We start from the raw sequence: 25,614 nt of genomic DNA, 5'->3' as shown, positions 1-25,614 counted from the left end.
ACAATTTCTGCTCAGTAGCCAGGTAAATTACACGGGCACTTACCTGGCTGACCACTTGGCCGGCCTCACGCACGATAACGTGCAGTACTTTCTCAAAACGCGCCGCTTCACGCCCCGCCAACTCTGGCAACCGCGGCAAGGCGAGTTCGTGGCCAGCGCCCGCGGCTACGTGCTCTTCGATGACACAGTGCTCTACAAGTCGCACAGCCACCAAATCGAGTTGGTGCGCCGCCAGTATTCGGGCAACGCCCACGGCCTGATCAAAGGCATCGGCTTGGTCAACTGTGTCTATGTCAATCCCGACACCAACCAGTTTTGGCTCCTGGACTATCGGCTTTTCGCCCCGGAAGTAGATGGCAAAGACAAACAGGCGCACGTGCGCGATATGCTCCTCCAGTTGGGCGTGCGGCAGGTGCCCTACCGCACCGTGCTGATGGACTCCTGGTACGCCACGACGCGTTTAAGTGGCTCATGAAGGAGAAAAAGCTGTTTTATTGTCCGCTCAAAAGCAACCGCTTAGTCGATGATTCGGGCGGGCAGCAACCCTATCAGCCCTTGGCCTGCCTGAGCTGGTCGGCCCAGGAGGTGGCCCGCGGCCAGCTGCTCAAGGTGCGTAAAATGCCCCAGGAGGTCAAGTTGAAATGTTTCCGCGTACGGGTGTCTACCCACCGGACGGACTATCTCGTCACCAACGAGCTAGCACAAGACGACACGGGCGCTGCCGCGCAAGAAAGCAACGTCCGCTGGTTGATTGAACAGTTTCACCGCGAAGCCAAACAACTCACCGGTCTGCAAGCCTGTCAGTGTCGGCTGGCGCGCAGCCAACGTAACCACATTGCCCTGGCCCTACGCACCTGGACCAGCCTCAAACGACTAGCGTACCAAACGACCACCACCGTGTACCAGCTCAAACAAGGCCTGCTGGACGACTATCTGCGCCGAGAACTGACTCAGCCTACCCTCCGTTTTGCGTAAGTCCTAAATCTATCTCTTCGAGAACTAGTGGATATCTGAATTCACTAGATCATATTGCGCCCTACTCTGGGTTTGTAAGCACCTAGGTGCATTGTAGTAGTGCAGGTGCTGCAAGGGTATCAGTGCCTGAGTATGGAGCCGAGCGAGGATGGAGGGCAGGCCCGCAAGTCTATTGCCTGCATTCGATTGTTTGGCAAGCCCCTAACTGACTTTGAGAATATACTGGAGCAGTTAGCACGTTTGTATCGCGGGCCGCGGAGAAGCTGCGACGGCAGAGGTCGTCGGCGCGGATCTGACGGTATTTTTTAGTACCAACCGGTTCGGGAATTAGTCTCCCCCTACACTCGCTCGGCGCTGGTGACGCTGCCAGTGGCTACGGATGACACCTTAGAGTTGGCCGCACGGGCGCGCCAGCCCCCCCGCCAGACGATGTTCTATGCGTCTGTTCTCTCGCCCGAGGACGAGGGCAACCTGGTTGAGCGGATGATTTCGGTTTCCGAAGCTAGTACGTTGCTACGGCATTCCCACCTGCCGGATAGGAGCTCCGACTTGCAGCAGGAAGGCATCACGTCCGGTAGCTGGGTCGTGACCAACGACGTGCCGATGGTAGCGCTCTGCTACCATCAGGAACTAGCCCAGCGCAGCCCGAAGGGCAGAGAGTTGTACGCCGCTTTTGAGCGCGGTACTGCCCAGCTAGACTCACCCCTGCGTGAGCAGTCCCGGACGGCCAATGCTTTCTTTGCGGTCGAATTTGTCAAGCCTTCCCAACAGTTTAAGAGCCACTATTAATATCTGCTTTCCGCCCTATTCGCGGAGGTGACCGTAGAGCGGAAAAAGGCCGGCGTCTACTATCCCAGCGTGATGGCCACCGGGCAGGCCTTTAACGTGGCCATCTCGCCCGACTACGCTACCAGGACCCTGCGGCTGGATAAAGTCCTAGAATGTACGCTCTATAAGCGGGACGGACGCTTTATGCTTGGGCTGGATAAATTCTGTCAGGTAGAGCCGGGGGCAGAAACGTTTGAGCTTCAGCCGCTCAGTGCCACGGACGTGGTCACGCTAGAGGACGCCATCAGGTGGTTTGATGAGCAGGCTGACAGACGATAGGATGCAATCGTAACAGGGCCGTCAAGGTAGCGCAAAAAGTAAACTCATGAGGATACACGAGTAACTCTGCTCATGTACTTCAACTAAAATGCAAGCTGTGTTCACTAACTTCTAACCCCTTGCTCATTTACTTCCATTACAATGTAGTCAAGCTAGGCCATTTGTGCTCATTCTGTTCTTTTTAAAATAGTGCCCTTTTAGGTATCATAAGTAAGGATTATCATAACTTAAAAGGCGGGATGAAAAAATAGGAGGCAGGTAAGATAACTCTTACTTATCTTACCTTATCTTCAAATAATTGCGAAGTGATAAGGATGACTGGTCGACACTTAATTATAAGTAGAAACCTCAAACTCAAGTCAGTTTTGACGAATCCTTAAGAAATTGGAAACGGTTGACAGCGTCTGATAGAACCAACTACCTTACCGATTCAAGGTCCTCCACATTGGCAGCGCTTGATTAAGTTATACCAATCAGTCCATGCTAGATTTTCGTTCTTCCCGCAGACTTTATCACCATATGATGCTGGGCCTGCTCAACCTTCTTCTGCTCATCGGTCTTTATTACGCCGTAGAGTCACCCGACGTCAAGTACAAGTGGAGCATGAGCACGGCCTATGTTTCCCTCTTGTTGCTAGGGGCCACCTTGCTGACCGGGCCGTTCAACCTGCTGCGCCGAAAGCACAACCCCGTATCAACGGACCTGCGCCGGGATATTGGCATCTGGAGCGGCATAGTCGGGCTGGCCCACGTAGCCATTGGCTGGCAGGTGCACATGGGTAATATGCTGCTTTACTTCTTTGAGGAAGACAAGCGCACCAAGGCGCTTTCGCTACGGGCCGACCTGTTTGGGTTTGCCTAACTACGCGGGACTGGCCGGCGGGCTTATCCTGGTCCTGCTGCTGGCCCTGTCTAACAACCTTTCCCTGCGCAAGCTCAAGGCCCCACGCTGGAAATACTGGCAGCGCTGGAACTACTTTCTCTACGTGCTCGTGCACGGTGTTTCCTATCAGGTCATTGAAAGCCGCTAGCTGCCTTATCCGCTGCTGCTGATCGCCCTCATCTTGCCCGTGCTGGTCATCCAGTTCAGGGGCTTTTCCCACTATCGAAAGAACCGCCTGGAGGGGAAAAGAAAGTAGCGTAACGCGGAGAACCAAGCACGGCGGTAGCTCATAACTACTCTGAGCCCGGGTGCCTGCGTGTTGTAGAGCCACACTCTGCTACTGGCTGAAACGAAAAACGCCCGGCTAGGCCGGGCGTTCGAGTCAAAAAACGGGCAGCTTACTTGGCCACGCAGCAGGCGGGAGTACCCGCCGCGCAGGCCGGTGTACCGACTTGCGCGCAGTTTTGCACCAACGGGCAATCGGGGGTTCCCTTCAGCGGGCAGTCGGAGGTGGTAGCCGTGGGGCTGGTAAAGCCAAACAGGGCCCCACCGGAGAGCAGCGCCGCAGCGCCGAACAGCATCATCTTGCGTTTCATCAGTTCAGGAGGTTAAAGTGGACCTGCTGGCACGGTAGCAGGGCAATTTAAAAAGCTACGGCCCGTACGCCGTAAGATTATTTAAGGGAGATAATCAGGCCTTTTCGGCCTTGAAGCCCGCGTCCTCTACCAAGGCCAAGACCTGCTCTTCGGTGACGTCGCCGGTCACGGTCAGCACCTTGTTGGGGTTGGCCGTGTCCACTTGCCAGGAGGCAATGGCTTTCTCCCCGTTGAGGGTAGGTGTCACGGCCTTGATGCAGCCGCCGCAGTTGATGTTGGTGTGGAATTGAAGGGTTTTCATGGGAGTAGAATAAGTAGCGCCCATAGCGGGCGGGTTCGAGTTAGTAACACCCAAAAGTAGCGGCCCGTGCCCCGGAAGGGGTATAGAATTAAGCTTAGGGCTTGCATGATTTGAAGTAAAAAAGCTCGCGTGAGACGTGAGGATAGTCTTGCGCAGAGGTATCAGCAGCATAAATCTTTGATCAGGGACACTACCTTCTTTCCCCAAAAGGATAGGTATGGGTGTAAGAACCGGTACAAAGCTAGGCGGAAGGCCAAGTGAAAGAGGTTACCCAAGATAAATGCCCCCCAGGCTGCGTGTTGGCTACCTCAAATAGATAGGCCCAACTGGCGTTAGCGGCGGGCAACTACCACGTGGCCCCACCAGTTAAGATAGCCGTAAGGGCCGGGGAATTTGGCAAAGTGTCGGGTTGTAAACCCCGCCTGCCCTAACACGGCTTCCAGCTCGGCTCGGGTGTACAGATTGGCCTGCCACCACCGCCGAATGAGCCAGTCCATCCAAATGGACTGCTGGCTGATGAAGAGCACAAACGTGCCGTCCGGCTTGAGCCGGTGGCGCAGGCCCGCCAGGGCCTCCGCCAGGCGGGCTTTTGGCAGGTACTCCAGCATGGCCGCCGAAATGATGAGGTCGTAGTCATGCCAGGCAGCAGGGAGTTGTTCGAGGGCTAACACGTCGGCGGCCACCATTTCCAAATCGGGAATGGGATGCCGGGCCAGGGCCTCCCGGAACCGGCTGAGCATAAGCGGGGTCAGGTCAAAGGCGGAAAAGCGGGCCGGCAGCAAGTGGCGCGCGTCCAGGGCCGCGTGCAGCGCCAGGGTCGTGGCTCCGGTTCCGCAGCCCGCGTCGAGGGCCTTTAAGTGGGTACGCAGGAAGTCCGCCTGCTCAAAAAACCGCTGAAGACCCTGTGGATAGCGAAGCAGGTGGATAAATCCGTCGTAAAGTCGGGCGCGGGCAGAATACAACCCACGGACCAACTGCGAACTACGCTTGATAGGTGACGGGGAATTCGGCATGGAGTCTCTAATAGTAGTCCTTATGTATCGAAAAACATGAATTGGCGCACCCTTCGGAGGGGCTGACAGCAGTAATAGTTAGCAACAGAATGATGCTCCCAGGATTTCAGGGAAAAGACAGCTGATGAATCAGCCCCGTGAGCCTGCTTCCGTTACCGACGGTTGCGGGGAAAAGCGCAGCAGCGGAATGCCCGTGTAAAAGCGGTAGACGCAGTACAAGGCCAGCGCGTCGAGCCAGTGCCAGAGGGCGTGGCCGGAAACCCAGTGGTTCGTGGGGTCGCAGACGATATGCTTAACGTCGAGCAGCCACAGGCCGTAGCCGAGCAAAAAAGCCCCCCAAAAAGCCCAGAACCAGCGGTAGGGCGGGCGGTAGTCTTGCCGGAAAAAGAGAATAGCTTCCAGCACGATGCAGCACAGCACGCTTTGCAGCGCGTACGACGTGCGGGCCAGGTCGCGCTCCCATAACAGTAGGCCGAAGAATCCCAGGAAGAACAGCCAATACACCACGACAATAGCTGGCTTGCCCCATTTTGTCAGCCGCCGCACGTTCATGGCGAACATGAAAGCGGAGCCCAGGTAGATGGTCGAAAAGTCCACGATACCACCCACCCACGTTTCAGAAGCGTGGAAGAAGGCCGACCCGAGCTCCGTGGCGATGGAAATGTACGCCAGGGGAAGTAGGTGGCGCGCGTTGTGTTTTCCAGCGTGCCGAAATATCAGGTAAGCCACCACCAGAAAGCCCAGGTTGGAAACCGTGTTGCCCGGCTGCCGCACCCAGCCGCAGAGCGATTCCTCGCAGAACTGCGCCGGCGAATACTCAAACTCGTGCCAGGGGCAGGATTGGGATTCCATTTAATCAGGTTCGGGGGTGCGCTATCGTCGCTTGGGTATAGCAACGCCCAACCTGCTTGGGTCGGGCGTAGCCATGTTAACCAAAAAAGGGCAGCTAAGCAGCTATCCCTTGACGGCAGGCCTCTTCGCAGCGCTTGCAGGCTTCGGCGCACTCTTTACAGTGCTGCATATGGGCACCGTGCTTTTCACACTCGTCGCCGCAGGCCTTGCAGATGTCGGCGCACTCCTGCAGCAGGTGCTGGGCGTGCTCCGAGCCGCGGGCCACAAAGCGGGCCGTCAGGGCGCAGATATCGGCGCAGTCCCGGTCGAGACTAATACAGCGGGCCATCATCTTCACGTCTTCTTCCTGGAGGCAAGCCGAGGCGCAATGCTCGCAGGCGGCAATGCAGGCGTTCAGGGCGTCGAGCAGGGATTGGTTTTGGGTATGCATGGGTAAAGGGTTTAAGTAAAATACTTGCAATCGACTTGATTGCCTTACCTGATTATACCCAGTCTAAGGCCGACGGTTTTATGCAGCAGTAGTTTATGCTTGCATTATTTGAGTGCCCCGGTCGTGACCAAAGGCGCTTCGGCCGAGGATAGGAGCTTGCGATACGTGGACGGGGAACACCGGGCTACGCGCCGGAATTGCCCGGAAAAATGCGCCAAGCTGCGGTAACCCAACTGCCGGGCAATGACTCCAATTCCTAGGTCGGACGAAGCCAGTAGCTCTTGCGCATAGGCCAAACGCTGACTAAGAATGCAGCCCGCTAAGGTGTGGCCGGCAGAAAGCCGGGCAAAGGCCGCGCTCAACCGGGGATAGGGCAGGCCGATTTCTTGGGCCACAGCCGCGGCGAAAGCCCGGTGGCCTAGGCTTCCGGGTTGGCGCAGCCGGCGGTTTACTGCCGCCTGAACCCGGTACAGTAGGGTCTGGGATAAGGTTTCCAGGAGGGTAAAATGGGCAGCTTCCAGGGTAGCGGGCGGGGCCAGTCCAACTCCTCCGGTGCGCCCGTAACCGTGGCTGCTCCTAGACGCACCTCGAGCACTTCCAGGCCCAGCCCTTCCAGCTCCTGCCGCACCACCCGAATGCCGCGCGGGCACACCATGTGCTTAATGTAGAGCACCGTGGTGGAAAGAGCCAGGTTGGGGAAGACGGACATTGGCGGAATGTGTTAGGGCAGATACACGCCCAGTGGCAGGCATTCGAGGTAGTCCAGTACCATATGCACCAGAAAGCCGATGGCCCAGACGCGGGTGCGGGCCGGCCAGGCTACGTGCAGCAAGAGGTGTAGCATACGACTAGGCGCCGGCGGGCCGAATAGAATTCTGGTCGCCGGCTGGGGTCAGCGGCTGCGCGTCTAATTCCTGGGGTTGGTCGTCGAGGCTGGTTTCCTGGTGGGAGGCAAAGTATTGGGCCAGGGCCTTCTCCCCTACCAGCCAGAACACGACCGGCGTAACGATGATGTCGAGGAAGGTAGAACTGAGCAGGCCGCCGAGAATCACGGTGGCCACCGGGTAGAGGATTTCCTTGCCCGGCGCGTCCTTGGCCAGGGTGAGCGGCACCAGGGCCAGGGCCGCCACCAGGGCCGTCATCAGCACCGGCACCAGCCGCTCCAGCGAGCCGCGCACAATCATTTTGCGGCCAAACGTCTCGCCCTCGTGCTCCACGAGGTGGATGTAGTGCGAAATCATCATGATGCCATTGCGCGAGGCAATGCCGGTGAGCGTGATGAAGCCGACCATTGAAGCAATGCTGAACGTGCCGCCCGTGAGCAGCACCGCCACCACCGAGCCAATAAGCGCCAGCGGAATATTAAGCATGATTTGCAGCACCATGTAGCTGGACTTGAAGTGGGAAAACAAGACCAGAAAAATGCCGGCCAGCGAGAACAAACTCAGCCACAGAATCTTCTGCGAGGCGGACTGCTGGCTCTCAAATTGCCCCCCATACGTCAGGTAGTAGCCCGCCGGGAGCTGCACTTGCGCGCTGACTTTGCGCTGAATCTCCTGCACCGTGGAGCCCAAATCGCGCTCGGCTACATTGAGCGATATAGTGATGCGGCGCTGGGTGTTTTCGTGGTTGATGGTGTTCGGACCGGGCTCATACACCACGTCGGCCACCTGACTGACTGGAATCAGCGCCCCGGTGGGCGTTTCGATGCGCGTCTGGGCGATGGCGGCCAGGTCGTTGCGCTGGTCTTCGGGCAGCTTCACGATCAGGTCGAAGCGCTTCTGCCCGTCCAGCATCTGCGACACGACGGTGCCTTGAAACAGCGTTTCCAGGTCCTGCACCACCTCGCCGCGCTCCATGCCGTAGGCGCGGAGCGCGTCTTCGCGGGGCCGGATGAGCAGCTGCGGAATCTGCACCTGCTTTTCGACCTGCAAATCAACCACGCCCGGCACGGTGCCGGCCACGTCGCGGATTTCATTGGCGTAGCGGCGTAATTCCAGCAAATCATTGCCAAACACTTTGATAGCGACCTGGGCCCGCACACCGGACAGCAGGTGGTCCAGCCGGTGGGAAATGGGCTGGCCGATGTTCACATTCACGCCCGTTATCAGGCTCAGGCGCTGGCGCATATCGGCCAGAATCTCGTCGCGGTTGCGCATCTCGCGGCCTTCCTTTGCCAGCTCTTCCTCGGTTTTGAAGGCTACCTCAATCTCGGAGTTATTCACCGATTCGGCGTGCTCATCCAGCTCGGCGCGGCCGGTGCGGCGGGCCGTGTAGGCAACTTCCGGGATGCGCAGCATCTGCTGCTCGCCCAGGGTTCCCAGGCGGTTGGATTCGGTGAGCGAGGTGCCGGCCGGGGCCGAGAAGTTCACCGTGAGGGAGCCTTCGTTGAAGGGCGGCAGAAACTCGGTGCCGAAGAAGGGCACCATCGCGGCGGCCATTACAAACAGTAGGCCCGTACCCGCCAGAATCAGCTTCGGCCGCTCCAGGCCCCAAGTCAGCAGGCGAGCATCTTTTTTCTTAAGCCAGCGCACCAGCCCGCCATCGGTTTCGGCGTGGCCCATCTGCTTCATGTTGGGCAATAAATAGTAGCAGAGCACCGGCGTGATGGTCAGCGACACGAACAGCGAAGCCACGATGCTGGTGATGTAGGCAATGCCCAGGGGGCAAAAATGCGGCCTTCCATGCCTTCCAGCGCGAACAGCGGCAGAAACACCAGCACCACGATAATGGTAGCGTACACGATGGAATTGCGCACTTCGGAGGAAGCCGCGTAAATAACCTTCAGCACGGGCTTAGGATGGGGCAATTGCCGGTTTTCGCGCAGACGGCGATACACGTTTTCCACGTCCACGATGGCGTCGTCGACCAGTTCACCAATGGCAATAGCCAGGCCGCCGAGGGTCATGGTGTTAATGCTGATGCCGGCGAAGCGGAATACCAAAGCTGTTACCAGCAGCGACAACGGAATGGCCACCAGCGAGATAAACGTGGTGCGCACGTTCAGCAGGAAGGCAAACAGCACGATGACGACCAGGATAGCGCCGTCGCGCAGGGCTTCTTCCACGTTGGTGATGGATGACTCAATAAAGTCCGATTGCTTGAACAGGCGGGTGTTCATCTGCACGTCTTTGGGCAGTGAGGGCTTCAGCTCCACCAGCGCCTTTTCTACCGCCTCAGTGAGGCCCACGGTGGCCGCGCCAGGCTGCTTTTCGATGCTCAGAATCACGGCCGGCCGGCCGTTTACGCTGCCGTCACCGCGCTTGAAGCGGGCCCCGAATTTCACATTGGCCACATCGGCCACGCGCACCGGCGACTGGTCGCGGTAGCCGACGATGATATTTTCAATGTCTGAGACCGAGCGCAAGCGGCCCAGGTTGCGAATGAGGACTTCGGAGCCGTTGCGGTCGAAGAAGTTGCCGGTGGTGTTCAGGTTGGACTTGCGCAGCGCGTCTTCCACCTGGTTCACGGTCAGACTAGTAGCGTTGAGACGAGCCATATCCAGCAGCACCTGGTATTGCAGGTTGTCGCCCCCGATGGGAATAACCTGGGCCACGCCGGGGATGCTGAGCAACCGCTGGCGTACCGTGTAATTGGCCAGCGTCCGCAAATCGGCCGCCGAAGTGGTGTCGCCCGTCATCCCGACCAGCATAATCTGCCCCATGACCGAAGAAATTGGCCCGAGCACCGGCGTAATACCCGTGGGCAGCTGCTCGGCAACGGTTTGCATCTTCTCGCTCACAATCTGGCGAGCCGTGAAAATGTCGGTGCCGTAGTCGAACTCCACGAACACCATCCCCAAACCGATGGCCGAGTTGGAGCGCACGGCCGACACGCCGGTAGCCCCGTTCAGGGCCGTTTCCACGGGCAGCGTCACTAGTGCCTCCACCTCTTCGGGGGCCATGCCGGGGGCTTCCAGAAACACGGTTACGCGGGGGCGGTCCAGGTCGGGCAGCACGTCCACGGGCAGCTGCCGGGCCGTGTAGGTGCCGGCAATGAGCAGCCCTACGGCAAAGGCCAGCATGAGCAGGCGGTTTTGCAGGGCAAAGCGGATTATCTTATCAAGCATCGGTCAAAAGCAGAAAATAACGAAGCCAAATCAGCCGACCGTCGGCCAAACAGGCAAGAAAAAGCCCCCCAGCACCCTTTCGGGTGATTTATCCTTATTTCTTGGGCCGGGGCGTGCGGGCGGAGCTGTGGGTGCTGAGAATCTGCCATTGGCCGGCGGCGTTTTTGTGCAGCACCGACGTGGCTACTCCCCGGCGTACAATCGGCGTTTGGGGGGCTTTTTTCGGCCCGATGGTGTAGGTGTAGGTTTCGGTGGCGAAGGCGTAGGGGCCATCCACCTGCACGGCCGCTTTATAGTCGCTGAAGGTGAAGGCGCTGAATTCCTTTAGCTCGGGGGCTAAGTGATGGGCGGCGTAGTGGGCGTAAGTGCCTTCTACCCCACCCGACTCAAACACTTGCGAGTTGGCCGCGAACAGGCGGTGGGTGCCGGTGGTATCGAGCTTCTCAACGGCCTGCTGATACTGGCGCAGCACGGTTTTTACGGCCGCCTCATCGGCGGGGGAGCTGCCGGTCGCAGGAGCTGTTTGGGCACTAGCTGACCAGGCAGTGAGTTGCAGCGTGGTGGTCAGGGCGGCTAAGACTACGGGTTTTTTCATCGTGAAGAGAGTTGCGAAGCGAGTTATTGGTTGAGGTAAATAGACTTGAGCTGATAGGTGCCCGACGTGACTACCCGGTCGTTTTCGTTTACCTCGCCCTGCACCAGCACGGTTTGCTCGCCATTGCTGGCCCCCGGCTGCACGAAGCGAATGGCAAACCGCTCGGGGTCGGTGTGCACGAACACCACCGGCCGGCCGTTCAAATCGGTGACGGCCGACGTAGGCACCACCAGTTGCGGCGTACCCTCGCCGCTCTGACTGACGACCTGCACATTCACGGCCTGGCCGGCCCGGAACTGGTTGCCTGCTGTCCCGTCCAGCTCCAGAATGAGTTGGCGGGCCTGGTTCACCGGGTTCACCACGTTGCTGAAGGATACAAGCCGGGCGGGGGCGCTACCCTGGCCCTGGAGGCTTTCCACCCGAAACTTGGTGTCCGGGGTGATTTTGTCCAGGTTCTGAGCAAACACCTGGGCTTCGACGCGCAGCTTGCTAGGGTTGAGTACCCGGAACAATTCGTCTCCCTGACTCACTTGCTGCCCCACGGCCAAGTTGAACACATCCACGGTGCCGCTGATGGGGGAAGTGATACTCACGCGGCGGTTGCTGGCCTGCCCATTCAGGATGCCAGCGTTCTGGCGGGCCTGGCGCAGACGCAGCTCGGCGGCTATCACGTCTTTGCGGGCGGCGATGTCGGCAATGCTTTGCAGGCGATTATACTCCTGCTGGGCCGCGCGCAGCTCGGCCTGCGCGTTGGCGCGGTCGGTGCTGAGGCCGATTTGCTGGGTGGCGTCGAGGGTTTGTTCGATGACGACCAGGGTTTGTCCCGCCCGCACCGATTGGCCCACGCGGGCCGGCAGGCTGACGATGCGCCCGGCCTGGGGCACCACCACGCGGCCTTCGCCGCCCGCCGCCGCCGCCACGGTGCCGTAGAGCGTGGCCCGGCTATAGGTGGTGGAGTAGCTGGCCAGGTTGGTACGCACCGCAAACAGGAACTGACTTTCTTTGGGCAGCAGCACCTCGTCGGTGAGGGCCACGCCGGTGCTCGGCTGGGCGGCCGCGCCGTGGTCTTCCCCGCCGTGCCCCAACACGGGCGCGGGCGGGGGAAGAAGACCGTCAGAACAAGGCCGGCGGCGGCCGTCGCGGCCAGGAGCTTATGCTTGGTTTTCATAGACAGCGGGAGTAGGGGTAGCAGTGGGAACAGAAACGGGTGGGGTCGCACGCCGGCGGCGGAGCAGCAGCGCCGTCAGGCCAATGCCGAGAGCAAAGGCTCCGAGCAGCAGCAGCACATTTTTCCAGGAAGAGAAAACAGACGGGGCCGTCGCTGCCGGAGCATCCGCCACGGGCAGCTTCGCGCCCACGTTGATACCGTCCAACAGCAGCAAATCAGCCTTTTCGCCGGCTACGATGTTGGCCGTAAAGCTGTAGGGCTTGTTGGCTGGAAACTCGCCCTCCACCAGATACACGCCCGGCTCCTGCTCCGTCACGGCCCACTTGAGCTGCGCGTCTTCGGGGTTAGTCAACGTAATTTTTGCCCCCCGGATGGGCGCGTTGGTGGCGTAATCCGACAGGAACAGGCGCAGATCGGCGGGCTCACCGCCGGTGAGGGGCTCGTAGCGCAGCAGCACTTCAAACTGCTCCGAGAGGGCCGCCACCGAAAAGGAAGTGGCCCCGGCGGGTGCCGCCGCCGCGCCGCCTTCCCCGTGGTCTTCGCCCCCATGGGCGTGGGCCGTGCTGGTCAGCAGCAGGCTCAGTAGTACAATCAGTAGGTGTTTCATACTATGTAGTAGTCAGGATGTAGCGCGAAGCTTCTGCTTCGCGTGTCGTTGTTTGGTTGAACAACGATGTTAAAAATGCCCCCTAAGTAATTGTTCAACGATGCGCGAAGCGGAAGCTTCGCGCTACATCATGTTCCTTATTCGCCCCGCAGGTAGTTAAGTTCAATAACAGCCTGACTGTAGTCACGAATGGTCGTCAGGTAAGTATTCTGAATGGTAAACGCCTGATCCAGACTCTGAATCAGGAACAGGTAGCTGATTTCGCCCGACTGGAACAGGCGTTGCGACTGGCTGATGATGGCCCGCGACTGAGGAATGCCAGTTTGCTCGTAGTAAGTGAGCGTGGTGGCAAACTTGCGCGTATCGGCCAGGGCCTGCTGGTACTGGGTGCCCAGCTCCAGGCGCTGCGTTTCCAGCTGGTAGCTGGCCGCGCTGGCCCGGGCTGTGGCCGCCTGTAATTGCGAGCGGTAGGTCCAGAACCAGATCGGCACCGACACGCCGAATTGAAAGCGGTAGCGGGTGGCCGAATTCTCGAACGCCTGATTCTGGTAGCCCACCGTCAGGGCCGGGGTGCGGCGCGCCCGCACCAGACTGATGCCGGACTGGCTGAGCGCCACGTTCTGGGCGGCGTAGGCCAGCGTGGGGCTGCGCAACAGGGCGGTGCTGTCTTCTACGGGCAGCCCGCGCAGCAGCGCCGCGCCCGACAGCGCCAGCGCCGGGCCGGTTTCGCGCAGGTCGGTGCTGGTCGTGAATTCAAGGGCCGGACGGCCCAGCAGCAAACCCAGCCGGCGCTGGGCCGCCCGCTGCTCCACCGTGGCCTGCGCCAACTCGACGGCTACCAATTGAGCTTCGGCCGCGGTGCTGATGCGTTGGAGCGAGGTTATTTCCCCGGCCGCGAACAGCCGCTCCGTGGCCTGCCGCAGGGTTTGATAAAGACTATCCTGATACACAAGCTGCCGCACCTGGGCTTCCGCGTATTGCAGGTTCAGGTAGGCCAAACGGGCATCGCGGCGGACGGTGGCGCGACTCACATCCTGGTTGCGCTCGGCCAGGGTGACGCCCGCCCGCGCCACATTGGCCTGCCGCCGGTAAACCGTCGGAAAGTCAATGGTTTGCACCACGCCGGGCGCCCACATTTCGCCAGTGGGGGCCGAAAACAGAAAATCCGGGTTGGCGGGCGCGAAGCTGCCCCGCTTCAGAGCCCGCTGCTCCTCCAGCTCCTGGGCCGACTGCCGCAGCCGCGGGTGGCGGCGCAACGTCTGCGCTTCGGCGCTGTCGAGGCTGATAGCGGTGGTTTGGGCCCTGGCCGGCTCCAAGCCCGCCAGTAGCACCAGCACCAGCAGCCAACCGGGTATTCCTCTATTTCTAGGGTACTTCATGTTAATTACGTAGTCAGGGTAATGGCCTCTATAGGGCCGTCCGCCGTTGCGCGGCGAACGACTTTACACAGAAGAAGTGCGGGCGCGGCCCGCCGAAAAAACGAGTAGCTCCGACTAGGGCTTTTTGACCAGGGCCATGCCGCACTTAGGGCAGCTGCCGGGCTTGTCGCTGGCGCTGCCTTCGCACTGCATGGGGCACATATAGGCGGCCCCTACGGATTTGGCGGGTGCTGATTTCGCCGCGTCCAGCTTCTCGAAGCGCGCGGACAGCGACTTGCCGCCGGCTTTCAGGTTGACGATGGCCGTGCGCAGGGAAGCATCGGCGGGCAGTTTGGCCACGAGGTGGTCGCCGGTCGGGGTGAGCGCTACGGTACTGCTCTTGTTGGCCGTGGTCAGCAGCATCACCGAGCCAGTGGCGCGGGTCGCGGTGACGGTCGCTTCGTTAGCGTCGAGCAGGTACACGTGCAGCTCAGTGGGGTGCTGCACCAGCTCGATGTGGAGGGTACCGGCCGTGCGCACAACGCCGCCGTGCGGCGATTTATGAGCGTGCGTTTCGCCGGCCGCCTTATGGCCGTGCGGGGCCGCGGCGGGCTTGTGGCTGTGCTGGGCCTGGGCCGAGAAAGAAACAGTGGCCACGAGGGCGGCGGCGAGCAGGATTTGGGAAATCTTCATGGGATAATGGAAAGTGGGTTGAGAGAAAAAAGCAGGAAGCGCGGAAGGCTACATTTTGTCGGCGTTCTGGGCGTGCCAGGTCTTGAAGGCGTCTATTTCCTTCTGCTGGGTATCAATCATCTTCTGGGCCATTGCCTTGAGCTTGGTGTCTTTGCCGTGGGCCACTTCGGCTTTGGCCATGTCCATGGCGCTCTGGTGATGCACGGTCATCATCATATTGAAGTTCATGTCCGGGTTGGCCACCGTTTTGGGCATATCCGTCATCATGGTCGTCATCGACGTCTTCATCTGGGCCGTGAACGGGTCGTTCGGGTCCTGGGGCTTGTAGTTGGTCGGGGCATTGTCGAGGCGGGTGGCCACAGCTTCCAGCTCCCCGATTTCCTGCTGCTGCTCGGCCTTGATTTTCTCGGCCATCTGGCGCATGGTGGCATCCTTGCCGTCGCGCAGCTGGATGTCGGCCATCACGACTGCGCCCTTGTGGTGCTCCAGCATCATGTGGGCAAAGTCGTGGTCGGTGTTGCCCTTCATTTTCATGGCGTCCATCTTGCCCATCATCTCATCCATTGAGGCCTTCAGGGGCGAGTCGCCGGCCGTAGCGGCGTCGCTGCCCATCGTGGAGTGGTCCATCGTGGCCATGTCGCCAGCCGCGCCGGTTTCGGTGGTGGCGGTAGTTTCCGTAGTGGTTTTGGTGTCGCAGCTGCTCAGCAACAGGGTGCCGGAGCAAAGCGCGGCGAAAAGAAAGGCCTGGGTTTTCATGGGTTTGAGGGATTAGGATTGGAGGAAAATGAAAAAGTGAAACGCGGTAAAAAGGGCAGCCTAGCTAGCGGCCGGGCCTTTTACATTGATGGTAAAGTCGCCGGTATGAATCGTACCGGCGTGATTGAACTGGAGGAAAACCCGATACAGACCGGGAGCCTCGAAGTTGGTATTGAAGCCGATGGCAGGGCCTTTGTCGGCCTGGTCGTTGGGGTGTACGTGCAGGTAGCGTTCCGTATCCTCGCTGATAACCACCACGTGGCCCAGCGCGCCCAGGTAATTGTCGAGGTCGGTTACCGGCTGGCCGTTTTTGCTGATGGTGATTTTCATGCCCAGCAGCTGGCCGGTTCGCAGCGGCTTATCGAAGGCCAGCGTAGCCGAGTAGCCGTCCTGCTCCCAGCTCATGTCGTCGTTGCTGAACTTGACGGGCGTGTATTTGGGCCCCTGCACCGTGACGGGCTGACGACCGAGCTGATGGCCAGCCCCAGCGGGCGTGTAGTCCTGAAACAGCACGAACTCACCGCCCTTGGGGAAGGTGTAATCCACCTGATAGTCGCCCTGGGGCGTGTACTCGGGGTGCTCGTGGTAGAATTGCGAGAGATCCTTGCTAACGATGATCAGGTGAATCTTCTTCTCGTGCACCACGGCAAGCGGCACGGGCGCGGCCTCGTTGCCGGTTTCTTGGGGGGCAAATGTCAGCTTGGCCGGCTGCCCGGCAGTAAGCTGCATGGGCTGGGGGGCAAATTTCATCTGGTACGCCTTGCCGTTGCTGGCGGGCAGATCGGTGTGCTCCAGGTTCATGCCGCACTTCGGGCATTTATCGCCCGCTTTGGTGCTGGTTACTTCCGGGTGCATGGGGCAGGAATAGATGTGGCCGCCAGCGTGCTCGTCGGTACCCGCAGCAGGTCCTGCCGTGGGCGTGGTTACGGTATCGGTGGCACTGCTCGAAGCCGAATCGGACGAGCAGTTAGCCATGGCAAATAAGCTGGTTAGCGCCAGCAGAGAAACAGAAAAGCGATACATAAGAAGGAAATTTGGTGTTGAAAATCAAGGCCCCGGTAGGCGGGTGAAGAGCGCCGCTGCGGCTCGGGCAGTGGCCGGCACGACCCGAAGTCGGCGGCGAGGCGGGTGCATCAGCTTGTCCCGATAGCTTAGCTTGGTCGGGCAAAAGAGCCAGGAAGAGAGGGAGGGTGGCGCGGTGGAGCCGGGCGGACGCGCAAACGAAAAGGCCCCCGCCGGACATAGCATAGCTATGCCGGCGCGAGCCTTGGCGCGTCAGAAAAAATCAGACAGTCAGCGACTGAAGGTAAATGCGGATATCAGGAATCTTGGGCGGCAGGTGCTGCCGGGGAACCAGTACGACCGCGCCCGTACGGTCCCACTGGCCGGCCATCGACCGGAAGTGGTAGTCGAATGCCACGGGCAACAGCGCCGGGGCGGGCGCGAGCAGGTGCTTGTGAACCGGAGCCGTCAGGGAGGCGAGCACCGACGCGGACTTGTCGCGGCAGCAGTCGTGCTTGCCTATTGGCTTACTTGACTGGTGAGCGTGTGTGGCTTTACCTGGGGCCTGCTTTGCTGTGGTCTTGCCGTGGCCAGCGCAGCCCGGATGCGTGGGCTTAAAAGGCGTAGCAACTGGGGCCGCCAATGCAGAATCTATAGCCACCGGCCTGATTGTCGCGCACCAGCACTGTCCCACGAACACGTTGACGAAGACAACCAGAAAGGTCGTCGCCAGCAAGCGTTGGAAAGGAAACAGGCTACGGAACATGACGGACAGGCACTAAGCGGCTGCAAAAGTAGAATTCTCCTTTGAAAGGGAAATACTGCTACTCTACTATATTTTTGGCTAAAAAGTTTCCAGCTGAAAGTGCTCCCTCCGGCTGAAAACCATAAAGTAGCTTAACGGCGTCCGTTCAGCCATTTGAATAAAATTAATCAGGGAGTGGTTCTCTTGCCTGCCCCAGAATTATGCACCTGTAGAACAGGATTTTATAAGAAGCGGTTTGAGTTAGCTGAAACGTAATGGCGGACGACGACACGCAAGCGTTGGGGTCTTGTCGTTGTCCGCGCCACTCGAGCGTCATTCAGCGAGGAGACCCCAACGCTTGCGCCTTTACCGCATCCAACCATCTGAAAAGCGTATTTCAAACAGCCTTTAAGCCTATCATCAGGCTCTATGGTTCAAATTATGCAAGTTTAAGGAAGGATTGCGTACCAACTCCGGCTCTTGGTAGCCGTTACTTTGTAGAAAGCTTTTCTGGGTCTTTTCAGGAAGGCTAAGAGGGTTGAACCCTCCCTTACGCTCACGCAATCCCTACTTATATGGAACCAGCCACTAAAACTGAAACCCTCGACATTGAAGGCATGACCTGCGCCTCGTGCGCGGCCTTCGTGGAAAAGTCGCTGAGCCGTACGCCCGGCGTGCAGCGGGCCGTAGTCAACTTTGCCACCGAGAAAGCCACCGTCGATTACCTGCCCACCCAGGCCAACCCGACTACGTTGACAGCAGCCGTGGTCAGCGCGGGCTACGGCGTAGCGCAGCGCGCGCCGGGCACCAGCGCGGCCGAGCGCAACGCGGAAATTGATCGGCAAAAGGCCCTGGCCTACCAGAAGCTCAAGCTTCGGTTTTGGGTGGCGGCCGGGTTGGCTATCGTCATCATGCCCCTGAGTATGCTTATGCTCTGGCCGGCCCTGATGCAGCGCGTATCCATGCCCGTGCTTAACTATGTGCTGCTGGGGCTGACGCTGCCCGTGCTGTTGTATAGTGGGCGCGAATTCTACACCTCCGCCTGGAACGGCTTCAAGCACCGCGCCGCCAACATGGATACGCTCATTGCCGTGGGTACCGGCGCGGCGTTTCTCTACAGCCTCGCCGCTACGCTGGTGCCGGGCTGGTTTATGCGCCGGGGCCTGATGCCGGAGGTGTACTATGATACCACGGCCACCATCATTGCCCTGATTCTGCTGGGTAAGGTGCTGGAGCTGCGGGCCAAAACCCAGACCTCGGCGGCCATGAAGGCTCTGATGGGTTTGCAGGCCAAGACCGCCCGCGTAGTGCGCCTCGACGGTCAGGAAATTGATGTGCCCATTGAGCAGGTGCAGCTGAATGACCTCATCGTGGTGCGCCCCGGCGAGAAAGTAGCGACCGACGGCCTTATTGAAACAGGCCACTCGGCCGTGGACGAGGCCATGCTCACGGGCGAAAGCTTGCCGGTGGAGAAAAAAGAGGGTGACCCGGTGTTTGGGGCCACGCTCAATAAAACCGGCTCCTTCCGCTTCCGCGTAACCAAAGTAGGGGCCGACACCATGCTTTCCCAGATTGTGAAGCTGGTGGAAGACGCGCAAGGCAGCCGCGCGCCCATCCAGCGCCTGGCCGATAAGGTCAGTGCCATCTTCGTGCCCACGGTGGTGGTCATCGCCATCCTCACCTTCGTGCTGTGGTTTGACCTGGCCCCGGTGGAGGCGCGCTTGCCGTTGGCGCTGGTGAATTTTGTGGCGGTACTCATTATTGCCTGCCCCTGTGCCCTGGGCCTGGCCACGCCCACGGCCATCATGGTCAGCACCGGCAAGGGCGCGGAGCACGGCGTATTGATTCGCAACGCCGAAGCGCTGGAAAAAGCGTACAAGGTCAATACCATCCTGCTCGACAAAACCGGCACCATCACCCGCGGGGAGCCCGCCGTAACCGATTTTGTCCCCGCTGCGGGGCAGGACGCCGGTCAACTGTTGCCAATTATAGCGTCGGTGGAGCGGCAGTCGGAGCACCCGTTGGCGGAGGCCGTGGTGCGCTACGCCGATGCTCAAAATGCCCCCAGCTCCCCGCCACCGGCTTCCGGGCCGTGGAGGGTAAAGGCGCCGCTGCCACCGTGGCGGGCCAGGCGGTGCTTATCGGCAACCGCCGCCTCCTGACCGAGGAAGGCGTGGGCCTGTCGGCTGAGCTGACGGCGCAGGCCGAGCAGCTGCTGAATCAGGCCAAAACGGTGCTTTACGTGGCCGTGGCGGGTCAGGCCGTGGGCCTTATCGGCGTAGCCGATACCGTCCGCGAAACGTCGGCGGCGGCTATCAAGCAGTTACAGGCCCTGGGCCTGGAAGTGGTCATGATGACCGGCGACAACCCCCAGACGGCCGCGCAGGTAGCCGGCCAGATGGGCATCACGCGCTACTTTGCCGAGGTGCTGCCCAGCGGCAAGGCTGGCAAGGTGAAGGAGCTGCAAGCCGAGGGCCGTACCGTGGCCATGGTGGGCGACGGCATCAATGACGCGCCCGCCCTGGCCCAGGCCGACATCGGCCTGGCTATGGGCGGCGGCACCGACGTGGCCATGGAAGCGGCCGGCATCACCCTCATGCGCTCCGACCTACAGGGGGTAGTGACGGCCATTGAACTGTCGCGCCAGACGATTCGGACCATTAAGCAGAATCTGTTTTTTGCTTTTATCTATAATACGCTGGGCATTCCCATCGCGGCCGGGTTGCTCTACCCTTTCTTTGGCATCCTGCTCTCGCCCATGCTGGCCGCCGGGGCTATGGCGCTCAGTTCCGTATCGGTGCTCACCAACTCGCTGCGCCTGCGGGGGTTTTCGCCCGTTAAAAACTAAGCGAGCGGAAGCTTGAACCTGACATACGGCCAGGCGTCATTTCCCGTAGAGTGTCGCAGAGGAGCGCAGTGTTCTACCAAGCCCTCTATGGCACCTTCACTTATCAATTAAACCAATCCTTATGGATACTGCCGAAATCATCGTAACCGTCGTGGGCCTGGCTCTGGCCGCCTTCGTCATTTGGTATTTTTTCTTCTCGGCGCGCCAGACGGCCAGTGCCGTTTCCTCCTCCAGCGGCGTACAGGAAGTGGATATCACCGTCAAGGGCGGCTACTCGCCCGACGTGATAGAAGTGGAGCGCGGCAAGCCCGTGCAGCTGAGCTTTTACCGCGACGAGGAAAACAGCTGCTCCGAAGAGATTTTGTTCCCGGACTTCAGCATTCGGCGCGATCTGCCGGCCTTCAAGACTACGCTGGTCGAGCTATTGCCCGAGCAGGCCGGCCGCTTCGAGTTTACCTGCGGCATGGGAATGCTGCGCGGCAGTCTGGTGGTAAAATAAGCCCCCCAGTTCTTATGAACAATGAGTTTAGCGCGCCGCACACCTTGCCCCCACCCGGCAGTCACCGGCTGCTGATTAAAAATATGGTCTGCCCGCAGTGCATTCGGGTGGTGGGCGAGGACCTCAGGGCCCTGGGCCTGCGCGTGCACCGCGTGGTGCTGGGGGAGGCGGATGTTTCGGTACCGAACGGAGCCGAGCCCGACTGGGGGGCTATTCGGGCCAGCCTGGCGGCAACCGGGTTCTCCTTGCTCGAAGACCCACGGGGCCAGCTGGTGGAGCGCATCAAAACCCTGCTGGTCACGCTGATTCATTACCCGCCGCCCGGCCTACGCCTGCTCAACTACTCCGCCTATCTGGTCGAGCACCTGGAGCGTGACTACCATTACCTGTCCCACCTGTTTTCGGCCTCCGAAGGCCTTACGATTGAGAAATTTATCATTCGCCAGAAGGTGGAGCGGGCCAAGGAATTGATTAGCTACGGCGAGTTAAGCATCGCGGAAGTAGCGCAGCAGCTGGGCTACAGCAGCCCGGCCCATCTGTCGCGGCAGTTTCGGCAGGTGACCGGCCTTACGCCGACCGAATTTCAGCGGCTGGGGCCGGCCAGCGCAGCCCGGCGCAGCCTGGATGCGTTGACGTAAGGCCCCAGCATATCGTCAGCCCACAGGCGGGAAGGAGAAATGACAGCAGGGAATCGTCAGCCGTAGTCCTTATTTCATTGAAATGGTCACCGTAGTGGTTAAGCCACGGACGGTGAACTTGCAGTCGTCGAAGGTAGGGATTCGGAAGCGGGGCTTTACGTTATTGGACAAGGCAAACGGTTCGGTGGGAATACCTACCAGGTTGCGGTCCACCAGATCGTTTTCATAGGACTTACGCACTTGCGGGGAGCAGGGCAGGAATGAGGGGCTTGGCGAGCAGCTGGCTCAAGTAGGGAGCCCATTGGTGCTGGTGGGCCTGATAAATCGTTTGGGCCGTTGATCGGGCAAACTCGCGCAGGGACACCCACGCCAGGTAGCAGCAGGCCAGATGGTTGCGCTGGGCCTGGGCACGGCGGCACTGGCATTTCTCGGCCCCGGTCAGCTGCTTGAAGCTGCGGTGAAACTCTTCCACCTGCCAGCGGGTGCGGGTGGTGGCCTCGACCAGCGGTTGGGTAAGCGTAAAGGCGAAGTTGTTGGTCACGACCCATTCAATGTCGCCGTTTGGGGCGACCAGCCGGAACAAGCGCACCGCAAACGGCACCTTCTGCAAGCGTACTTCCAAGCCGGTGCTCCACCCACCCGGCGGCGGGGCTACGTCGGCCAGGGACTGGTAGCCCCCCTCTTTGCTGGCACTCACTAACCGGTTGCTTTTCAGGGTCGTGAAAAACGTCCAACCGGCCCGCTGAATCAGCTTCAGGTTGTCGCTGCCGCTGTACCAGGCATCGAACAGGAGCGTGCGGGCCTGAATTTTATTTTCCGCCACGACGTGGGCGAACATGGCCTGGAAATGCTCGTTTTTGGTCAGGCCATCCAGCTCCGGGGCATAGACGCGGTAGTCCAGGGGCAGAAAATCCCCGGCCTGTCCGCTGCTGTGGACCAGGTTAACCAGGCAGATGCCGGTGACCAGGCCATGTTCGTTGCCCGAATACTGGCGTTTGGCTACTTCAATGAAGCGACTGTAGCGCTTGTCCTGCACGCTATCATCGACCAGCAAAAAGGCCTCCGGCGAGTCGTGGAGCAAGGGCAAGACCAACTCGCGCAACTGCGTGGGCGAAAACGAGCTGCGGCGCAGAAATCGGTTCACTTGATCGTGGCTCACCTGCGACAGGTGCTCGGCCAAGTGCGTACACGTATAATTGCGGGGCGTACTAAGCAGGTACTCGATGTAAGTCGCTTGCGTCACCATAAAGCCAGGCTTTTTCTCAAGTTACTACTAAGTGCGTAAGTCCTATTTCATTTAAATCCTGAGTCAGCGCAATAGCCCACTCGCCGGGTTGTAGCTGGATGGGATACACGACCCTGGTGCGGCCAGCCGGCTTGACGTACTTAAGCAGGGTATAGTGGTTGCGGACCAGGAAGTTAGCCTTCACGTTGTAGAAGTATAATTTCAGCGTAGCCTTGCTGGAGGGGAGGTTGGTAACAACCACGCTTACCGCCGTCTCGGCCGCGGGGGAAGTCGGCGTAGCAACGGGAAACAGCGCGGTGACCGCAAGCCAAGCAAGTGTAAACACAGTCATAGCAGTAGCATTAGGGTGAACAGAGATCATCCGTAGGATAACCCGGTGTGCGCTCATACAAGCCGTAAGCTGTTTTAGTTTCGGGCCGAACAATGCACTTAGGGTGAGCGCGGTGCTTGAAATTATGCAAGGCTAAATTGAATTGCCGCAAATCTCCTCCGCTGTTTGGCCGTTTTGGTGAGTAGATACGTTTCCCTAACAACTACTTGCTATGAAAAAACTTTTCCGCCTCCCCCTACTCGCCCTGAGCCTTGTGGGTGCTGCCCTTTCGTTTACCAGCTGTAGCAAAGACGACGGCGGCTTGGTGCTTACCACTCCCCACGACGCGAGCGTGTACATGCGTAATATGCACGAGTCAATGGCGATGATGGAAGCCATGCCCAAAACCCAGGACCCGGACAACGACTACTCTTCCATGATGATTATCCACCATCAGACGGCGATAAAAAACAGCCAGGAGGAGTTGAAAAGCGGCAAAGACAGCGAGATGAGGGCCATGGCCCAAAGCATCATCGACAAGCAACAGGCCGAAATACAACAATTCCAGGCATTTTTAGCCGCGCATCCGGCCCACGCGCCAGCGGTACCGGAGTTCAACATGCTCCAGATGATGAACATGACGCAAATGATGCAGGCCGTGGATCTGCGCCCGCTGACCGGCAACCCGGATTATGATTTTGCCCAGCTTATGATCGACCACCACCAGAGTGCCATCGGGAACTCCAACGCTCTGCTCAAATACGGACGGGAGAATGCCACCCGGACGCTGGCCGAACAAATCATCGCAGACCAGAGAATGGAAATCAAGATGCTGCAAGAGTGGCTGCTGAGAAACAAGAAATTTTAGGCTATTGAGTTTACGATTACAAGAGCGGCTCCCCTGGGGCCGCTCTTTTTGCTTTCGATTTGAGGGGCCCTCCGACCCCGCAGACCAATCGATTCGCTACGCCATCAGTGCCACCGGCCCTAACCCACGGGGCGTGCTCGTGAATGCGTACGGCGTGTATACCGACCCCCTGACGGCCACCATGGAGGCGCAACTACACCTGCCGCCCCAGTAAGGCCCCGGCTTTTTCGCTTGCGCCTTTCACTCCATTCTGCTGCACCTCCTCCCCTGCCCCATGACGCATTCGATGTCCGCGCCGCTGTTTCCCGAGTACCTGTTGTGGATTTGGTTTGCCCTGATGGCCCTCTCTGCGGCGTACGTGGCCTGGGACCTGTTTACCCGCACCCCGGAGATGAAGGTGATGAAGTGGGGCTGGGTGCTCGTCATGCTGTACACCGGGCCCGTGGGGGGGCTAATTTACTGGTTCTCCTGCCGGGAGCCCTCGCCGGGTACCCACGAGCAATTTATCGCCCCGCTGTGGAAGCAGGCGGTGGGTTCCACCATCCACTGCGCGGCCGGCGACGCGACGGGCATCATCGTGGCGGCAGTTATCACCGGCTTTTTCAGCCTGCGCATGGGCGTAGACATCTGGATTGAGTACGCGGCCGGCTTTGCCTTCGGCCTGTTCATCTTCCAGGCGCTGTTTATGAAGGACATGATGAAAATGAGCTACAGTGAAGCCCTGCGCAGCTCCTTTCTGCCGGAGTGGATATCGATGAACGCCATGATGGCCGGCATGCTGCCCACCATGGTCATTCTGATGAGCCGTGACATGCGGGCCATGGAAGCCACTTCGCCCTGGTTCTGGGCGGCCATGTCGGCGGCCACGCTGGTCGGGGTGGCCGTTTCGTACCCGGTCAACTACTGGCTGGTGAAAAACCGGCTCAAGCACGGCATGGGCACCGAACGAGCTCTGGGCAAAGGCGGGGCCCCGCAGCAAGAAGTTAGCACCGCCGCGCACGCCGGGCACAACATGGCTGCTATGCCAACGGATAGGGAGGGTGGTGCCCCTGCGTCCGGCTTGCGAAAAGCCCTCGTGACCCTGCTCACTTTAGCAATGCTGGCCGTGGGCTACTGGTTGGCGGCGCGCTACGGCGACCTGTCCATGCGGCCCGGCCAGCCAATGATGGGCATGCCCGGTATGGTGATGCCCGGACATCGGATGTAGTTGGCTGGAAGGGCCCTACGTAAGGGCCTATTGCCTATGAATAGCTAACATCTGCTGGATGTGTAGCCCCAGGGTGCGAGGGTAATTTTTCGATGCTACAATTCGTCAATTCTTATGGGACAAGCACTTTTCGGCAGCGCTCGGATAACTCCGGCCGTACGGCGCAGTATCCAGCAAAGGGCGGAAAGCGTACAAAGCACCTCTCCCTGATTGACCCGACCAATAAGCAGTTCACGCTTCTTGTAACAACCTGCGAAGGGCCAACCGCCTGAATCTTTTAGGCTGCGGGACCCTTGCCCTCTATTTTAACAAGCCTTTTGCTTTCAAATCAATACGTTTGCCAACTTACTTTTCTTGCTCTTATGGAACACAAAAAACCCTACTCCCGCTTCTTTCTGATGCTGGCCGTTTCCCTGGTAGCCATGTATATGGTCATGTACCTGAACGTCTACGAGTGGGACCACGTGTACTTCAGCCTGACCCGCCTGTACATGGCCCTGCTGATGCTGGTGCCCATGACGCTGATTATGATGGGCTTTATGTGGAGCATGTACCCCGACAAACGCCGGAACGCCCTGATTATGGGCAGCAGCCTGGTGCTGTTCGTGGTCGTCACCATTATGGTGCGCTCCCAGACCTTTGTGGGTGATACGCTGTGGATGAAGGCCATGATTCCGCACCATTCCATCGCCATCATGGTCAGCAAGCGCGCCGACATCAAGGACCCCGAGGTGCGCCAGCTGGCTGATGAGATTATTGAGGCGCAGGAGCGCGAAATCAAGCTGATGCAGCAGATGCTGGCCCGGCTGAAACGGGAGCGGGCGGCGCAGCAATAAGCTGGCACCGGTT

The 25,614-nt window shown here is 59.5% G+C and carries 31 protein-coding genes and 2 pseudogenes; 13 read left to right on the top strand and 20 right to left on the bottom strand.

Annotated elements, in window-relative coordinates; translation table 11 throughout:
• The 5 genes and pseudogenes from MKZ35_RS05765 to MKZ35_RS05745 form a co-directional block, all read left to right on the top strand.
• A pseudogene (locus MKZ35_RS05765) lies at positions 1-975 on the top strand (IS701 family transposase); the annotation flags it as partial.
• A 357-nt stretch (positions 976-1,332) separates the two neighbouring features.
• The gene (locus MKZ35_RS05760) at positions 1,333-1,764 is read left to right on the top strand and encodes a hypothetical protein (RefSeq protein WP_482512234.1); all 432 of its coding nucleotides are present in this window, start codon (positions 1,333-1,335) and stop codon (positions 1,762-1,764) included.
• 27 nt (positions 1,765-1,791) lie between these two features.
• On the top strand, positions 1,792-2,082 hold the full coding sequence (locus MKZ35_RS05755; RefSeq protein WP_482512233.1) for a hypothetical protein: 291 nt from the start codon (positions 1,792-1,794) through the stop codon (positions 2,080-2,082).
• 480 nt (positions 2,083-2,562) lie between these two features.
• Positions 2,563-2,943 carry a hypothetical protein gene (locus MKZ35_RS05750; RefSeq protein WP_482512231.1) on the top strand — a complete coding sequence of 127 codons (381 nt, stop codon included), beginning with the start codon at positions 2,563-2,565 and terminating at the stop codon, positions 2,941-2,943.
• Positions 2,936-3,112: a hypothetical protein gene (locus MKZ35_RS05745; protein WP_482512230.1), complete on the top strand. Its 177-nt coding sequence runs from the start codon at positions 2,936-2,938 to the stop codon at positions 3,110-3,112. The genes MKZ35_RS05750 and MKZ35_RS05745 overlap by 8 nt, the downstream gene beginning before the upstream one ends.
• Positions 3,113-3,362: 250 nt before the next feature.
• Here the strand turns inward: MKZ35_RS05745 and MKZ35_RS05740 are convergent, their stop codons facing one another.
• From MKZ35_RS05740 to MKZ35_RS05660, 17 genes and pseudogenes are all read right to left on the bottom strand, one after another.
• Complete coding sequence (locus MKZ35_RS05740) at positions 3,363-3,560, bottom strand: hypothetical protein (protein WP_482512229.1); 198 nt, start codon at positions 3,558-3,560, stop codon at positions 3,363-3,365.
• A gap of 94 nt (positions 3,561-3,654) precedes the next feature.
• Positions 3,655-3,861 carry a heavy-metal-associated domain-containing protein gene (locus MKZ35_RS05735; RefSeq protein WP_482512228.1) on the bottom strand — a complete coding sequence of 69 codons (207 nt, stop codon included), beginning with the start codon at positions 3,859-3,861 and terminating at the stop codon, positions 3,655-3,657.
• 332 nt (positions 3,862-4,193) lie between these two features.
• Positions 4,194-4,874, bottom strand: a complete 681-nt coding sequence (locus MKZ35_RS05730; RefSeq protein ID WP_482512227.1) for a class I SAM-dependent methyltransferase — start codon at positions 4,872-4,874, stop codon at positions 4,194-4,196.
• Between the two features lie 129 nt (positions 4,875-5,003).
• Positions 5,004-5,726: a ceramidase domain-containing protein gene (locus MKZ35_RS05725; RefSeq protein WP_482512226.1), complete on the bottom strand. Its 723-nt coding sequence runs from the start codon at positions 5,724-5,726 to the stop codon at positions 5,004-5,006.
• Between the two features lie 94 nt (positions 5,727-5,820).
• The gene (locus tag MKZ35_RS05720; protein ID WP_482512225.1) at positions 5,821-6,156 is read right to left on the bottom strand and encodes a four-helix bundle copper-binding protein; all 336 of its coding nucleotides are present in this window, start codon (positions 6,154-6,156) and stop codon (positions 5,821-5,823) included.
• A gap of 104 nt (positions 6,157-6,260) precedes the next feature.
• Positions 6,261-6,551 carry a helix-turn-helix domain-containing protein gene (locus MKZ35_RS05715; protein WP_482512224.1) on the bottom strand — a complete coding sequence of 97 codons (291 nt, stop codon included), beginning with the start codon at positions 6,549-6,551 and terminating at the stop codon, positions 6,261-6,263.
• A 53-nt stretch (positions 6,552-6,604) separates the two neighbouring features.
• On the bottom strand, positions 6,605-6,865 hold the full coding sequence (locus MKZ35_RS05710) for a hypothetical protein (protein WP_482512223.1): 261 nt from the start codon (positions 6,863-6,865) through the stop codon (positions 6,605-6,607).
• 12 nt (positions 6,866-6,877) lie between these two features.
• Positions 6,878-7,000 (bottom strand): hypothetical protein, encoded by a 123-nt coding sequence (locus MKZ35_RS05705; protein WP_482512222.1) that lies wholly within the window; start codon positions 6,998-7,000, stop codon positions 6,878-6,880.
• A gap of 4 nt (positions 7,001-7,004) precedes the next feature.
• Positions 7,005-10,180: pseudogene (locus tag MKZ35_RS05700) on the bottom strand (efflux RND transporter permease subunit).
• 139 nt (positions 10,181-10,319) lie between these two features.
• Positions 10,320-10,820, bottom strand: a complete 501-nt coding sequence (locus tag MKZ35_RS05695; RefSeq protein ID WP_482512221.1) for a YybH family protein — start codon at positions 10,818-10,820, stop codon at positions 10,320-10,322.
• Between the two features lie 23 nt (positions 10,821-10,843).
• Entirely contained in the window at positions 10,844-11,908 is a 1,065-nt protein-coding gene (locus MKZ35_RS05690; RefSeq protein WP_482512220.1) for an efflux RND transporter periplasmic adaptor subunit, read from the bottom strand.
• Between the two features lie 63 nt (positions 11,909-11,971).
• Complete coding sequence (locus tag MKZ35_RS05685) at positions 11,972-12,595, bottom strand: hypothetical protein (RefSeq protein WP_482512219.1); 624 nt, start codon at positions 12,593-12,595, stop codon at positions 11,972-11,974.
• Positions 12,596-12,732: 137 nt separating this feature from the next.
• Complete coding sequence (locus tag MKZ35_RS05680; protein ID WP_482512218.1) at positions 12,733-13,974, bottom strand: TolC family protein; 1,242 nt, start codon at positions 13,972-13,974, stop codon at positions 12,733-12,735.
• A gap of 114 nt (positions 13,975-14,088) precedes the next feature.
• Positions 14,089-14,646, bottom strand: a complete 558-nt coding sequence (locus MKZ35_RS05675) for a heavy metal-binding domain-containing protein (protein WP_482512217.1) — start codon at positions 14,644-14,646, stop codon at positions 14,089-14,091.
• A gap of 48 nt (positions 14,647-14,694) precedes the next feature.
• Complete coding sequence (locus tag MKZ35_RS05670; RefSeq protein ID WP_482512216.1) at positions 14,695-15,402, bottom strand: DUF305 domain-containing protein; 708 nt, start codon at positions 15,400-15,402, stop codon at positions 14,695-14,697.
• Between the two features lie 60 nt (positions 15,403-15,462).
• Positions 15,463-16,425: a heavy metal-binding domain-containing protein gene (locus MKZ35_RS05665; protein ID WP_482512215.1), complete on the bottom strand. Its 963-nt coding sequence runs from the start codon at positions 16,423-16,425 to the stop codon at positions 15,463-15,465.
• Positions 16,426-16,687: 262 nt separating this feature from the next.
• Positions 16,688-17,170, bottom strand: coding sequence for a hypothetical protein (locus tag MKZ35_RS05660; RefSeq protein WP_482512214.1), 483 nt, complete (start codon positions 17,168-17,170; stop codon positions 16,688-16,690).
• A gap of 554 nt (positions 17,171-17,724) precedes the next feature.
• Between MKZ35_RS05660 and MKZ35_RS05655 the strand changes: the two genes are divergently transcribed.
• The 4 genes from MKZ35_RS05655 to MKZ35_RS05640 all read left to right on the top strand — a co-directional run bounded on the left by MKZ35_RS05655 (position 17,725) and on the right by MKZ35_RS05640 (position 21,134).
• A complete protein-coding gene (locus tag MKZ35_RS05655) occupies positions 17,725-19,311 on the top strand; it encodes a heavy metal translocating P-type ATPase (RefSeq protein ID WP_482512213.1) in 1,587 nt (528 codons plus the stop codon).
• The gene (locus tag MKZ35_RS05650; RefSeq protein ID WP_482512212.1) at positions 19,242-19,997 is read left to right on the top strand and encodes an HAD-IC family P-type ATPase; all 756 of its coding nucleotides are present in this window, start codon (positions 19,242-19,244) and stop codon (positions 19,995-19,997) included. Before MKZ35_RS05655 ends, MKZ35_RS05650 begins: the two co-directional genes overlap by 70 nt.
• Before the next feature lie 121 nt (positions 19,998-20,118).
• Complete coding sequence (locus MKZ35_RS05645; RefSeq protein WP_482512211.1) at positions 20,119-20,496, top strand: cupredoxin domain-containing protein; 378 nt, start codon at positions 20,119-20,121, stop codon at positions 20,494-20,496.
• Between the two features lie 14 nt (positions 20,497-20,510).
• On the top strand, positions 20,511-21,134 hold the full coding sequence (locus tag MKZ35_RS05640) for a helix-turn-helix domain-containing protein (protein WP_482512210.1): 624 nt from the start codon (positions 20,511-20,513) through the stop codon (positions 21,132-21,134).
• A gap of 69 nt (positions 21,135-21,203) precedes the next feature.
• Here the strand turns inward: MKZ35_RS05640 and MKZ35_RS05635 are convergent, their stop codons facing one another.
• Genes MKZ35_RS05635 through MKZ35_RS05625 form a run of 3 tightly spaced genes read right to left on the bottom strand, consistent with a single transcriptional unit; the run spans position 21,204 to position 22,705 of the window.
• Positions 21,204-21,374 (bottom strand): DUF2141 domain-containing protein, encoded by a 171-nt coding sequence (locus MKZ35_RS05635; RefSeq protein WP_482512209.1) that lies wholly within the window; start codon positions 21,372-21,374, stop codon positions 21,204-21,206.
• Positions 21,367-22,380 (bottom strand): IS701 family transposase, encoded by a 1,014-nt coding sequence (locus MKZ35_RS05630; RefSeq protein WP_482511450.1) that lies wholly within the window; start codon positions 22,378-22,380, stop codon positions 21,367-21,369. Before MKZ35_RS05630 ends, MKZ35_RS05635 begins: the two co-directional genes overlap by 8 nt.
• A 16-nt stretch (positions 22,381-22,396) precedes the next feature.
• Positions 22,397-22,705, bottom strand: coding sequence for a DUF2141 domain-containing protein (locus MKZ35_RS05625; RefSeq protein WP_482512208.1), 309 nt, complete (start codon positions 22,703-22,705; stop codon positions 22,397-22,399).
• A gap of 217 nt (positions 22,706-22,922) precedes the next feature.
• On the opposite strand from MKZ35_RS05625, the gene MKZ35_RS05620 reads away from it, so the two are divergent.
• The 4 genes from MKZ35_RS05620 (at position 22,923) to MKZ35_RS05605 (ending at position 25,601) form a co-directional block, all read left to right on the top strand.
• A complete protein-coding gene (locus MKZ35_RS05620) occupies positions 22,923-23,558 on the top strand; it encodes a DUF305 domain-containing protein (RefSeq protein WP_482512207.1) in 636 nt (211 codons plus the stop codon).
• Positions 23,559-23,562: 4 nt separating this feature from the next.
• Positions 23,563-23,772 (top strand): hypothetical protein, encoded by a 210-nt coding sequence (locus tag MKZ35_RS05615; protein ID WP_482512206.1) that lies wholly within the window; start codon positions 23,563-23,565, stop codon positions 23,770-23,772.
• 60 nt (positions 23,773-23,832) lie between these two features.
• Positions 23,833-24,765, top strand: a complete 933-nt coding sequence (locus MKZ35_RS05610; RefSeq protein WP_482512205.1) for a DUF4396 domain-containing protein — start codon at positions 23,833-23,835, stop codon at positions 24,763-24,765.
• Positions 24,766-25,127: 362 nt separating this feature from the next.
• Complete coding sequence (locus MKZ35_RS05605; RefSeq protein WP_482512204.1) at positions 25,128-25,601, top strand: DUF305 domain-containing protein; 474 nt, start codon at positions 25,128-25,130, stop codon at positions 25,599-25,601.
• Positions 25,602-25,614: the final 13 nt, after the last annotated feature.

It is taken from the genome of Hymenobacter sp. R533113, assembly GCF_056835965.1.
Note: the sequence above shows the minus strand (reverse complement) of the source record. Positions and strands in the feature narration are given on the sequence as shown.